This window comes from Inmirania thermothiophila (assembly GCF_003751635.1).
In the GTDB taxonomy this organism is placed as follows: domain Bacteria; phylum Pseudomonadota; class Gammaproteobacteria; order DSM-100275; family DSM-100275; genus Inmirania; species Inmirania thermothiophila.
The window spans coordinates 60490-73520 of sequence record NZ_RJVI01000002.1 but is presented as its reverse complement, the minus strand read 5'-3'; the positions used below and the strand labels follow the sequence as shown (position 1 = coordinate 73520).

At 74.0% G+C, this 13031-nt stretch carries 8 protein-coding genes; 1 reads left to right on the top strand and 7 read right to left on the bottom strand.

Features of this window, described 5'->3' with window-relative positions; all coding sequences use genetic code 11:
* Positions 1-34: 34 nt before the first annotated feature.
* Positions 35-1108, top strand: a complete 1074-nt coding sequence (gene queG, locus EDC57_RS05995; protein WP_123401004.1) for a tRNA epoxyqueuosine(34) reductase QueG — start codon at positions 35-37, stop codon at positions 1106-1108.
* A 9-nt stretch (positions 1109-1117) separates the two neighbouring features.
* On the opposite strand, the gene EDC57_RS05990 is transcribed toward queG, so the two are convergent.
* The 7 genes from EDC57_RS05990 to orn all read right to left on the bottom strand — a co-directional run bounded on the left by EDC57_RS05990 (position 1118) and on the right by orn (position 13008).
* Positions 1118-5602: an EAL domain-containing protein gene (locus EDC57_RS05990; protein ID WP_148051436.1), complete on the bottom strand. Its 4485-nt coding sequence runs from the start codon at positions 5600-5602 to the stop codon at positions 1118-1120.
* A gap of 7 nt (positions 5603-5609) precedes the next feature.
* Positions 5610-6557 carry an ABC transporter substrate binding protein gene (locus EDC57_RS05985; RefSeq protein WP_123401002.1) on the bottom strand — a complete coding sequence of 316 codons (948 nt, stop codon included), beginning with the start codon at positions 6555-6557 and terminating at the stop codon, positions 5610-5612.
* A gap of 42 nt (positions 6558-6599) precedes the next feature.
* On the bottom strand, positions 6600-8759 hold the full coding sequence (locus EDC57_RS05980; RefSeq protein ID WP_123401001.1) for a TonB-dependent receptor plug domain-containing protein: 2160 nt from the start codon (positions 8757-8759) through the stop codon (positions 6600-6602).
* Between the two features lie 34 nt (positions 8760-8793).
* A complete protein-coding gene (locus EDC57_RS05975) occupies positions 8794-9660 on the bottom strand; it encodes a citrate synthase family protein (RefSeq protein ID WP_211331911.1) in 867 nt (288 codons plus the stop codon).
* Entirely contained in the window at positions 9657-10475 is an 819-nt protein-coding gene (locus EDC57_RS05970; protein WP_123401000.1) for a citrate synthase family protein, read from the bottom strand. Before EDC57_RS05970 ends, EDC57_RS05975 begins: the two co-directional genes overlap by 4 nt.
* Before the next feature lie 13 nt (positions 10476-10488).
* Positions 10489-12300, bottom strand: a complete 1812-nt coding sequence (locus EDC57_RS05965; RefSeq protein ID WP_123400999.1) for a thiamine pyrophosphate-binding protein — start codon at positions 12298-12300, stop codon at positions 10489-10491.
* 141 nt (positions 12301-12441) lie between these two features.
* The gene (orn, locus tag EDC57_RS05960; protein WP_123400998.1) at positions 12442-13008 is read right to left on the bottom strand and encodes an oligoribonuclease; all 567 of its coding nucleotides are present in this window, start codon (positions 13006-13008) and stop codon (positions 12442-12444) included.
* Positions 13009-13031: the final 23 nt, after the last annotated feature.

The following is a 13031-nucleotide window of genomic DNA, read 5'->3' as shown; positions in this document are numbered from 1 at the left end:
ATACTGCGCCATCCGGCCCGAGGCCCCAAGCCCGATGGACCCGCACCGGCTCGCCGAGGACATCCGCCGCTGGGCCCGCGAGCTCGGCTTCGCGGGGGCAGGCTTCGCGCGCGCCCCGCGCCCCGCCGACCTCGCCCGTCTCGACGCCTGGCTGGCCGCCGGCCGCCACGGCGCCATGGAGTGGATGGCGCGCCACCGCGCCCTGCGTGCCGACCCGGCCGCCCTCCACCCCGGCACCCGCACCATCATCAGCGTGCGCATGCACTACACCCCGCCGACCGCGGCGCCGGCGCAGGCGGTGCTCGCCGACCCGCGCCGCGGCTACATCAGCCGCTACGCCCTCGGCCGCGACTACCACAAGGTGCTGCGCGGCCGCCTGCGGGCGCTGGCGCGGCGCATCGAGGCGGCCGCGGGACGGTTCGGGCACCGCGCCTTCGTGGACAGCGCGCCCGTCCTGGAGAAGCCCCTGGCGCGGGAGGCCGGCCTCGGCTGGATCGGCCGCCACAGCAATCTCGTCCACCCCCGGGAGGGGTCGCTGTTCGTTCTCGGCGAGCTCTACACCGACCTCGAGCTGCCCGCCGACCCCCCGTTCGCGCGCGACCACTGCGGACGCTGCACCGCCTGCATCGACGCCTGCCCCACCGGGGCCATCGTCGCCCCCTACCAGGTGGACGCCCGCCGCTGCATCAGCTACCTCACCATCGAGCTGCGCGGTCCCATCCCGGAGCCACTGCGCCGCCCCCTGGGCAACCGCATCTTCGGCTGCGACGACTGCCAGCTCGTCTGCCCCTGGAACCGCTTCGCGCGCACCGCGGCGGTGGCCGACTTCGACCCCCGCCACGGCCTCGATGCACCGGCGCTGACCGCCCTCTTCGCCTGGGACGAGGCGACCTTCCTCGCCCGCACCGAGGGCAGCGCCCTGCGCCGCACCGGCTACGAGGGCTGGCTTCGCAACGTCGCCGTCGCCCTCGGCAACGCCCCGCCGGACCCGGCGGTGGCGGCGGCGTTGCGCGCCCGCGCCGACCATCCCTCGGCGCTGGTGCGCGAGCATGTCGCGTGGGCCCTTCGCGAGCAGGCACGAAGGCGCGGCGCCCCGCCGGCCGGGTAGGCGGCCGCGCTACTCCACCAGGGGCCGGCGGCCGCGGCCCTTCCCCGCCGCCCGCTCCGCCGCCGGCTCCAGTCCCAGGACCTCGTGGGCGAAGCGCTCGGCCGGCAGCGGCCGCGCGAAGAGGAAGCCCTGCAGCAGGTCGCAGCCCGCGGCGCGCAGCACCTCGCGCTGGCGCTCGGTCTCGACCCCCTCGGCGGCGATGGCCATGCCGAGGCGGTGCCCGAGCTCGATGATGCCCTCCACCAGCGCGCGGTCGGCGTCATCCTCCACGAGGTCGCGGACGAAGACCCGGTCCACCTTGAGCACGTCCACCGGGAAGCGCTTGAGATAGGCGAGCGAGGAGTAGCCGGTGCCGAAGTCGTCGATGGCCACCCGCAGCCCCATCTCCCGCAGCGCCCCCACGGTGCGCATGGCCGCCTCGGGGTGGCGCATGAGCGTCCCCTCCGTGATCTCCACCGCGAGGAGCTCGGCCGGGACCTCCTCCTCGGCCAGGATCGCCTCCACCTGCCGGGGCAGCTCGTCGCGCTCGAACTGGAAGGCCGACAGGTTCACCGCCACCCGCACCCGCCGCCCCTGGGCGGCCCATGCGCCGGCGGCGCGGCAGGCCAGGCGCAGCATGCGCTCGCCGAGGCGCAGCACGAGCCCCGTCTCCTCGGCCAGCTCGATGAACTCCGCCGGCGGGATCATCCCCCGGCGCGGGTGATGCCAGCGGACCAGCGCCTCGGCCGCCACTACCTCTCCGCTCGCCGCATCGACGATGGGCTGGAAGTAGGGCAGGAGCTCCTCGGTCTCCAGGGCCCGGCGCAGGTCCCCCTCCAGGTTGAGGCGGGCGCTGACCGCGTCCTCCATGCCGCGCTCGTAGAACTGGAAGGCGTTGCCCGCCTCCTTGGCCCGGAACATGGCGGTGTCGGCGCGCTTGATGAGGGTGGCCACGTCGCGGCCGTCGTCCGGGTAGATGGCGATGCCGATGCTGGCGCTGACGTACATCTCCCGCTCGATGAAGACGAAGGGCCGGTTCAGGACCTCGCCGATCTTGCGCGCGACACCGGCGGCGAGCTCCCGCGAGCGCAGCCCGTCCAGCATCACCGTGAACTCGTCGCCGCCGAGGCGGGCCACCAGGTCGGCGCCGCGCACGCAGCCCTGGAGGCGCTCGGCCACGGCCTTGAGGAGGAGATCGCCGATGTCGTGGCCGAGGGTGTCGTTGACGTTCTTGAAGCGGTCCAGGTCGAGGAAGAGCACCGCGATGCGGCTGTCGCCGCGGGGACGGGCGATGGCCTCGCCGAGCCGCTCGACGAAGAGGGCCCGGTTGGGCAGCCCGGTGAGCGGATCGTGATAGGCGAGGTGGCGCACCCGCTCGTCGGCGCGCACCATCTCCACCAGGCGGCCGACCCGCTGGCGCAACACGCCGAGGTGGATGGGCTTGGAGACGTAGTCGGTGGCGCCGACGGCGAAGGCGCGCTCCACCGACTGCGCGTCGTCGAGCGCGGTCACCACGAGGATCGGCACCATCGACCCGCCCGGCATCTGCCGGATCCTGGCGCAGGCGGTGAAGCCGTCCATGACCGGCATCACCGCGTCGAGCAGGATCACGTCCGGGAGCTGACGTTCGCAGATGGCGAGGGCCTGGGCGCCGTCGGCCGCCTCCTCGACGCGGTAGCCGTCCTGTCCGAGGACACGGCGCAGCATCTCGCGCTGGCCGCGGTCGTCGTCCACCACCAGGACCCGCGGCGGCGACGCCGGGGCGGGCTCCTCCGCCGCCGCCTCGGTCTCGCGCCGCGGCGCATCGGCGCGCCGCAGCGTCTCGGCGACGAGGCGGTACTCGAGGCGCAGCGGCTCGAGCTGCGCCAGGGCCGCCTCGGGCCGGGATGCCTTGAGCGCCGCCTCCGCCTCGGCGGCGATCGCCGCGAGCCGCCGCGCGCCGAGGTTGGCGGCCGCCCCCTTGACGCCGTGCGCAAGCCCCGCCCCGCCCTCGAGATCGCCCCGCTCGATGGCCTCGGCGAGCGCCTCCACGAGGGGCGGCGTGTCCGCGAGGAAGGCCTCCACCATGCGCCGGTAGGCGGGGCCCAGCTCGCGGCGAAGCTCGGCCTCGCGCTCCTCGTCCAACACGTCGTCCGCACCGTCCCCGTGCTCCTGCACGCCCGCCTCGGCGGCCGGCCTCGCCTGCACCCATTGCGCCAGAACGGCACGCAAGGCCTCCATCCGCAGGGGCTTGACCAGGACGCCGTCCATGCCCGCCTCCTCGCAGCGGCGGGCGTCGTCCACCGCCGCGTGCGCCGTCATCGCGACGATGGGGATGCGGCGGACCTCGTTCTCCAGCACGCGGATGCGCCGCGTGGCGTCGAAGCCGTCCATGACCGGCATCTGGCAGTCCATGAGCACCAGATCGTAGCGGCGGCGCGTCACCGCCTCGACGGCGTCGCGGCCGTTGGCCGCCACGTCCACCTCGCAGCCCAGCCGCTCCAGCATCCCCACCGCGACCTGCTGGTTGGCACGGTTGTCCTCGACCACCAGCACGCGCGCGCCCAGCGGCAGGGGCTGGGCCGCAGGCGCGGGCGCAGGCTCCACCTCCTCCGCCCGGCCGGCCAGGCGGCGGACCGCGTCGCGGAACGAGGCGCGGCGCAGCGGCTTGTCCAGCGTGAGGTCCGCCGGCGCCGCATCCCGCCAGCCGCCGCGCCCGATGCTCAGGACCTTGATGCGCCGCTCCTGCGAGGCCGCGGCGAGACGCAGCAGCACCTCCGCGGCCGAGCGCCCCCCCACCATCTCGTCGATGACGAGGATGTCGAAGCCGCCCTCCCCGGCCCCGCCCGGCAGCGCCGCCTCCACGGTCTCGATGCGCTCGGCGATGACGCACTCGGCGCCGTCCTCCTCGAGCACCTGCTGCATCATCGTCCGGGCCACGCCGTCGTCGTCGGCGACGAGCACCCGCAGCCCCGCCAACGGCCTCTGCCTCGCCGGCCGGCCGTCGCGCGCCTCGCGCAGCGGCACCTCGAACCAGAAGGTGCTTCCGCGACCGGGCTCGCTCTCGACCCCGATGCGCCCCCCCATGGCCTGCACGAGGTCGCGGCAGATGGCGAGCCCCAGCCCCGAGCCGCCGTAGCGGCGGGTCGTGGAGCCGTCGGCCTGCACGAAGGCGTCGAAGATGCGCTCGCGCGCCTTCGGCGGGATGCCGATGCCGGTGTCGCGGACCTCCACCCGCAGCCGGCGCTCGTCCCCGTCCTTGCCGCGGACGCCCAGATACACCCCCACCTCGCCGCGGTGGGTGAACTTGACCGCGTTGGAGACCAGGTTCATGACGATCTGGCGGAAGCGCGCGGGATCGCCCATCACGAGCCGCGGCGTGTCGGAGCCGACCACGCTGGCGAGATCGAGGCCTTTCTTCTGCGCCTGCCGGGCGTAGAGGGCGATCACCTCCTCGATCTCGCGCACGACGTCGAACTCCACCGCCTCGAGCTCGAGGCGGCCGGACTCCGCGCGCGAGAAGTCGAGGATGTCGTTGATGAGCGCCAGCAGCGCCTCGGCGGAGCTCAGGGCGACGTTGACGTGCTCGAGCTGGCGCCGGTCGAGCCCCATCTCGCGCAGCAGCTCCAGCATGCCGATGATGCCGTTGAGCGGGGTGCGGATCTCGTGGCTGACGTTGGCCACGAACTCGCCCTTGAGGCGCGCGAGCTCCATCGCCGCGTCGCGGGCCTCCACGAGCTCCCGCGTCCGCCCCTCCAGCGCCCGCACCATGCCGTTGAAGGCGCGCTCCATCTCCTCGACGTCGCGCGGGCCGCGCATCTGTGCGCGCACCGTGAGGTCGCCCGCGCCGGCGCGGTGCATGGTCTCGGCGAGGTGCGCCAGCGGCCGGGTCACGCGCGCGGTGATGACCCAGAGCGCCAGCAGCAGCGCCGCGCCCAGGGCCGTGGCGATGCCGAAGTGGGTGAGACGGATGTCGCGCACGGTGGCGGCGAGGCTCGCCTTGCCCACCGTGACCACCACCTGGCCGAGCAGCACGGGCTCGGCCACCGTCTCGCCGAAGGGCGAGGGCGCCTCCGCCTCGCCCGAGAAGACCGGGGCGGCGAACTCCCACCGCCGCCGCATGTCGCGGGCCAGCACCGCCTGCCGCGGCGGCTCCGGCAGCGCCGGGCCCGCCGCCCCCATGGCCAGCAGCGCCCGCCCCTCGGCATCGTAGACGGCGACCCCCAGCACGTCGGGGAAGGACATCGCCGCGCTCATCGCCTCGGCGACGTTCTCCGGGCTGCCCACGAGGAGCGCGAGCCGGCTCTGGGCCGCGAGCCGCTCGGCGAGGCTGACGCCCTGCGAGACCAGGGTGCGCTCCACCGTCTCCGCCGTGCGCTCCGTGATCACCACCGTGCTCACCACCGTGAGCACGGCGATGCCCACCGCCATCGCCGCGATCAGGATGGTGCGAAAGCCCGGCCGCCGCCGCTCGCGGGCGGGCACCGCGGCCGGCCCGTCGGCCTCGCGCCGGTCCTCTGCCTGCTCGTCCCTCACCACGTCGTCACCGCTGCGGGAAGACCACCTCGGCGGCGCCGAGGATCTCCTCGCCCAGCTCGATGCCCATGTGGCGCGCCGTGCGCAGGTTCACCGCGAGGGCGAGCGCCTCCAGCGGCCGGATCCCGGCGGGGCCGCGGCCCGCCGCCGCCTCCGCGGCAAGGCGCGCGAGGCGCCGCCCGAGCCCGAGGCTGTCGGGATAGGCCGCAAAGAGCGCCCCACGCCCGGCATGCGCGGGGCTCGAGGAGAAGAGCACGAAGCCCTGCTCCCAGGCCCGGCGCACCAGCTCGGCGAGCACGACCTGCTCGGCCACGGCGCGCCGGTCCCGCAGCAGCCACACCGCCTCCTCCGCCCCCCGCAGCCCCCGGGTCATCTCCAGCAGCCGCCGCGTCCCCTCACGGGCGTCGGCCACCGCCTCGGCGTGAAGCGAAAGCCCCATCGCCGGCGCCGCCTCCTTCGCCCGCGCCACCAGCCAGCCGCTCTCCTCCACGCTGTAGACCACGTGCACGCGCCGCACCCCGGGTGCGATGCGCCGCAGGCGCGCGAACACCGCCCCCGGCTCCGGCACCAGGCTGACCCCGGTGACGCCCTCCGCCGGACCGGGGCGCAGCGACACCGCCCCCACCACCACCGGCAGCGCGCCCTGCAGCGTGCGCGCCGCCTCCATCCCCTGCCGCCCGAGGGCGATGACGGCGTCGAGCCGCCGCCTGCTCGCCCACGCGGCGAGCGCCTGCGGGTCCGTGTCATCCGAGACCGCCAGCGTCTGCACCCCTCCCCCGTTCGCGTCCTCGATGCCCTCGACGATGCGGAGGAAGAGCGCCCGGTACGGCTCGGGCACGTCCGGGTAGACCACGCCCAGCGCGAGCGCCGGGGCCGCCGCCACCGGCCCCAGCATCAGCGCGAGCACGCATCCCGCCAGCGCCCGCACGAGCGTCCTGCGATCGGCATCCCTCATTGCATCGCTGCCCCGATTCCGTCCGGCGGCCCCGTGCCGCGCTCAGCGCCGGTAGCGCACCTCGACGAACCAGCTCCGCCCCGGCAGCGGCAGATCGTCCGGGATCAGACCCGGCGCCGGAGACGGCTCCCGCGCATCGGCGTCGAAGAGGTTGCGCACCGAGGCGGCAAGCTCCAGCCCGCGCCGCAGCTCGTGCCGCAGCACGAGATCCGCCGTGGCGTAGTCGTCCACCTCGTCGCTGCGCGGGTCGTCCGGCGCCCGATTGCGGTCGAGGACGGCGTTGGCCTGGGCGCTCACGCTCCAGCGCGGCCGCGGGTTCCATGCCCCCCGCAGGTAGAGCTGCGCCCGCGGCGCATGGCCGGGATCGGCGTCGGCGTCCTCGTCGCGGGCCCGCTGCAGCGCGAGGTTGGCGGTGAGGGCGAAGCCCGGCGCCGGGCGCCAGTCGAGCTCCGCCTCCATCCCGTAGCCTGTCTGCTCGCCGCTGTTGGCGGCCCGGGCGGTGGCGCCGCTGCCGGTGGGGACGAAGCGGATGATGTCGCGCCAGCGGTAGTAGAAGACGTTGGCCCCGATCCGCAGGGTGCCCGCCGGGCGGTACTCCAGGGCGCCCTCCCAGGTGTCGATGGTCTCGGGCTCGAGGTCCGGGTTGCCCAGGGCGACGGGGTTGTTGACGTTGAACTGCTCGGCGAACGACGGCGCACGGAAGGCGCGGCCGTAGAGGAACTTGGCGGTCAGCGCCACGGAGGCGTCCCAGACCAGCGCGAGGCGCGGGTTGAAGGTGCCGCCGAAGTCCGAATAGTGGTCGTAGCGCGCCCCCCAGGTGAGGTTCCAGTCGCGCGCGAGGCCCCACTCGTCCTGGACGAAGACGTACCCGAGGGTGCGCCGCTTCTCCGGCACGAAGACCGCGTCCGTGTCGCTGACGTCCACCAGTCCGCCCAGGGGCACCGGGAAGCCGGTGGCCGGGTCGCTCACGAAGTTCTTGCGCTCCTCGCTCCGGTAGAGATCCGACACCGCCCACCCGGCGCCGAGACGCAGGTCGTGGCCGCGGATGCCGGTGTAGAAGGCCGAGACCTCGAGCCGCCCGTGGCGCTCGAAGACCCAGGGATTGCCGAGGACGCCGTCGGGGAAGCTGCAAAGGGCCGTGCCGGGAGGGGTCTCGCCGGTGGTGCAGCCCGGCGCACCCGTCGCGGCGGCCTTCCCCACGAGAAAGGCCGCCCCCGGCGGGAAGAGCTGCAGGTCGGTCTTGTTGCTGAGGTCCAGGAAGCTGCCGCGGACGGTGAGGTCCCAGTCGGGGCGCAGGTCCGCCCGGTGCCAGGTGACGTCCAGCAGGAGGCGGTCGCCCTCGCCCTCCCCCTCGGGGTCCAGGGCCTGGGCGGCGCCGGCGCCGATGCCGCCGTTGCGCCGAAGCTGCGCCCCCAGCCGCGCAAGCCACGGCCCCCGCGCCAGGGTCAGCCACGCGTCCAGCCGGTCGAGGCCGAGCTCGGCGGGGCCGGGGGCGAGGGACGCGCTCGTCAAGCTTCCGTCCAGGGCGGTCTGGGCGTCGGCGCCGATGGTGCGCCCGCCGCCGTCGGTGGTGTCGGCCTCGAGGCTCAACGCGGCGCGGAAGCCGGCCCACTCCCCGCCGGTCTGGAACCAGGCGCCGGCGCTGTCGAAGCGCCCCGCCCGCGCCCCGAGCGCGACGCCCCGGATCTCGTCCGGACCCTTGGTGACCACGTTGACGACGCCGGCGAAGGCGTCGGCGCCGTAGAGGGCGGAACCGGGCCCGCGGATGACCTCGATGCGCTCGATGGCCTCCACGGGCATGCTGCCCCACGACTGGCCGCGGTTGCCCGTGAAGACGTTGGTGATGGGCACGCCGTTCACGAGCACCAGCACCTGCGGGTTGACCTCGGTGTAGATGCCGCGGATGAGGTACTGGGCGTTGTAGCCCGCCGGCGAGACCGAGACGTGCACCCCGGGCACCGCCTCCAGGGCCTCGCCGAGGTCGCGGGCCCCCATGGCGCGCAGGTCCTCGGCGGTGATCACGGAGGCCACCGCGGGCGCCCGCCGCAGCGGCTGGCTGCGCCCGGTGGCGATGGCCACCATGTCCTCGCCGCCGAGATAGTCCAGCAGCCCCTCCGGGGCCGTCCCCCCCTGCGCCAGGGCCGCCCCCGCGGCGAGGACGAGCGGCAGGCAGGCCGCGGCGATCACAGTGGCACGACGCATCCGAACCTCTCCCCCGCCCCTTGGGCGGGCCCTCTCACCGACCCTTCGTCTCCTCTGGATCGGCAGGCGGCGCCGATTCCGTAGTCCCGGGCCAGCGCCGGCGCGCGGGTCCTTCGTATGCAAGACTCGTCACCGGGAGCGGGAAGAAGCCGTTCTCCTCGTGCTCGAGCGCCTCCAGGTAGCAGGGCGGCATGCCGGCGGCGAACACCAGCAGGGCACCGACGTAGTAGTCCCGCGGACTCATGCCCATGTCGGCGCATAGGGCGGCGGTCAGCCCGGCGAAGTTCATCTGGAAGCGCCACCGCCCTGCCTGCAGGAAGGCCTCCACCTCGCGGGCGAGGGCGAGATGGGGACCGCCGTCCAGCCCCAGCTCCCGCGCCCGCGCCAGCAGATGGGGGATGCGCTCATCACCCCGCACGATGGGCCGCCCGAAGCCGGGGACGCCGCGGAAGCGGCGGAGCTCCTCGGTGACGATGGCCTCGATGGATTCGCCCGCCTCGCGCCGCGCGCGGGCGCGGCGCAGGAAGTCGGCGGCGCGCAGATCCGCCCGGCGACCGTAGATGGTGGCCTCGGAGACCGCGATCGCGGCGCCGACGGCAAGGGCGGCGGTGCTCCGCGCGGTGCCCGCGAGGGCGCAGACGCGGTTGTTCCAGATGCGCGGGTCTGGGTAGCTGGTGTAGACCCACATGGCGTGGATGAGCTCGATCTGCGCCCGCGTGTAGCGCCGCCCCTGCGCCCCGTAGAGCCAGAGATCCACCCAATCGGCGCGGGCGAGGTCGCGGTGCAGGTCGAGCCCGCGGAAGACCACCCGCTCGCCGGGAAAGCACTTGCCCATGCGGGTGCGGTAGCGGCCCTCGGTGCGGCGCAGCCTCCCGGGGCCGTACGGCGTGCGCGCCCTCACGGTGCACCCTCCCCTGCCCCGCCCGGGTCGTCCAAAAGCTCGAGCCCCTCGGCGAAGAAGGGGTAGCGCCGCCACCCGAGCCCCTGCTGCTCGAGGGCGTGCACCGCCGCCCCGGGCAGGCGTAGGAGCAGGTGCAGCATCTCCGCCTGCTCCGGCGACAGCCCGAGATCGGCGTAGGCGGCGGCGGCAACGCCGCTCATGGCCAGGGGACAGCCCACGGCCGCCTCCAGCACCGGCCGCTGCGCACGAAGCCACGCCAGCCGCTCCCCCGCCCCGGTGGCGGCGAGCGCATCCAGGGTACGCCGCACCGGCTCCGCACAGGAGGCGCCGTTGGGGTCGAACCCCACAGGATGCTCCGGCGCCGGCCAGACGTCGGCCCGCGGCTCCACCGGCGGCTCACGCAGCCAGCACACCCAGGCCTCGAGATCGGTGCCGCAGGCGTGCCAGCCCCGCACCGCCCACCAGACCTCGCGGCCGCCGCCGAGCCCCCCCGCGCCCACGGCGAGCGCGGCCATCAGGGCCGAGGCGGCGCTCGATCCGCCGGCCCCCGCGGCCATGGCGGCGTTGACGCTGGGCTCGCGCGGGCCGGGGTTGGCGAGGGCCAGGGCCAGCCGATCCAGCAGGCGCGCCTGCGCCGCCGTGGGGGGATCCCCCGCGAAGAGGAGAAAGAGATACTCGATGAAGCCGGCCTTGGTAAGGAGCTCACCGTAGACGTCGAAGCCGCGACAGTAGCAGGCACGCGCCGCGAACTCGTTGTCGGCCTCGGGCTCCTCCTCCCAGATGCGGCTGCGGATCACATCGCGCGGAAGCTCCACGGGCGCCTCCGCCTCAGGCCTTACCCTGCAGGACGCGCACCCGCTTGCCCATGGGCGGGATCTCCTCGGGATCGATGCGCACGTCCAGCAGCGTAGGCCCGGGACGGGCGCAGATGGCCGCCACGTCCAGCGCCTCGAGGTCCTGCGGCGAGCGGATCACATGCCCGGGCACGCCCATGGCCCGCGCCATGGCGGCGAAGTCGGTCTCGGGCAGCTCGGTGCCGATGCGCTCGGCGCCCCCGAGCCGCTGGCCGTGCTTGACCATGCCGAGGGCGCCGTCGTTGAGCACCACGAAGACCACCGGCACCCGCTCCTGGAGGGCCACCGTGATCTCCTGACCGCTCATGAGCATGGCGCCGTCGCCGACGATGCAGACCACCGGGGTGCCCCTGGCCCCCACGGCTGCCCCCACCGAGGCGCCGATGGCCCAGCCCATGGAGGCGAAGTTGACGCAGGTCCGGTAGAGCCCCCCGTGGGCGTCCCGGCGCCCGGCCACCCGCCGGTCGTAGGGGTGCAGGTAGTGGATCGTCCAGGCCAGGCTGCTGCCGGTGTCGGCGAAGTAGCGCGTGCTGGGCGGAAACAGGCGGGTGAGCTCCGTCATCAGCCGCTGCGGCTTGATGGGCGCGCCCTCGTCCCGGCACTTGTCCTCGTCGTCGAGCTCGAAGTGCCGCCGGGGCGCCTCCCCGCTCGCCGGCGCCCCCCAGACACTCCGCCGGGCCCCCTCCAGCAGGTCCTCGCGCGTGGCGTAGCCCCGCTCCAGCAGATGATCCTTGACCCGCTCGAAGATGGAGAGGATGCGCCCGCGGACGTGGAGCCGGGCCATGGGGGAACGGGTGAGATGCCCCTCCGTGCTCTCCACGTGGACCAGTCTGCGGTTGAGCAGTCCCCGCTCGTCCCAGGCATTGCTCTCGAACTCCCCGAGCCCGGTCCCGACGGCAACCACCAGATCCACGCCCGGATCCTCCAGCACCCGCTCGGCGCTGCGATGACCGGCAAACCCGATGACCCCGCGGAAGAGCGGGTGGTACGGACTCACCAGACCCTTGCCGTGCGGCGTAGTGAGGACCTGCGCCTCGAGCAGCAGCGCCACCTCGAGGAGGGTGCCGATGGCCTCGCTGCATCCGTCACCGATGACGATCACCGGCCGGCGCGCCTCCGTCAGCGCCTGGCAGAGCCGCTCCACGGCGTCCTCGTCCATCAGCGACGGCCGCCTCAGCAGCGCGGCGAGATCGAAGCTCGGCGACGAAACCGGCGCGGGGCCGCGCAGGATGTCCAGCGGAATGCTCAGATGCGCCGGCCCCGCCGGCGACTGGAAGGCGGACAACACCGCCGAGGCGAGCTTGCGCTCCAGCTGCTCCGGGTGCGAGACGAGGGTGTTGTACCGCGTGCAGTACTGGAACATCCCGACCGTGTTGACGCCGGTGCACGACGATTCCTGGATCGCCCCCTTGCCGAAGGTGTTGAGGGCGGTCTGGGCCGTGATCACCAGCATCGGGATGTTGTTGTCGTAGGCGGACGAGACCCCGGTGATCAGGTTGGTGGCACCGGGACCCGTGGTGGAGCAGCACACCCCCAGCCGCCCCGTGATCCGGGTGTAGCCGTCGGCCATGAAGGCGGCCCCGGTCTCGTGGCGGGCGACGATGGGCCGCGGCCCGCCACGTCTTGCGCTGCGCGCGAGCGCGTTGTAGAGCGGTTCGATGGCCCCACCGGGGACACCGAAGACGTACTCCACCCCGAGCTGCTCGAGGTAGGCGACGATCAGATCGGCGGCCTCGATGCGGGATTGTGCCTGCACATCGGCGACGGACGGATCCACGGCAGCCATAGCCCCACCTCCCTCTCCCGACCCTTGCGGTCGGTTTTTTTGGTCTGATCCTCGGTGGTTCTTTTATCTTTTTCTTATCCAACTTGAACTGGATTATGTAGACGCTTCTTTTGCCTTGCAAGCCGTGCCGGGGGACGGCGTTCAGGAGGGAAGCCGCAGGAGATGATCGCGGTAGTGCCGCAGCTCGCGGATGGAGTCGTGGATGTCGGAGAGGGCGAGGTGGGCCGGGTCCTTGCGGAAGGCCGCCGCCACCTCCGGCGCCCACCGGCGCGCCAGCTCCTTGAGGGTGCTGACGTCGAGGTTGCGGTAGTGGAAATAGGCCTCGAGGCGGGGCATGAGGCGGGCGAGGAAGCGGCGGTCCTGGCAGATGCTGTTGCCGCACATGGGCGAGGCGCCCTCGGGGACGTGCCGGCGGAGGAAGGCGAGGGTGCGCTCCTCCGCCTCGGCCAGGGTCACGGTGCTCGCGCGGACGCGCGCGATGAGGCCCGAGGCGCCGTGATGGCGGCGGTTCCACTCGTCCATCGCGGCGAGCACCTCGTCGGGCTGGTGGATGGCCAGCACCGGCCCTTCCGCCACCACCTCGAGCCGCGCATCCGTGACCACGGTGGCGATCTCGAGTATGGTGTCGCGCGCCGGGTCGAGGCCCGTCATCTCGAGGTCGATCCAGATGAGACGGTCGGCGCCGGGCGCCTCGCTTGCTTCGCTCATGACAGGCTCTCGAGCTGATCTCC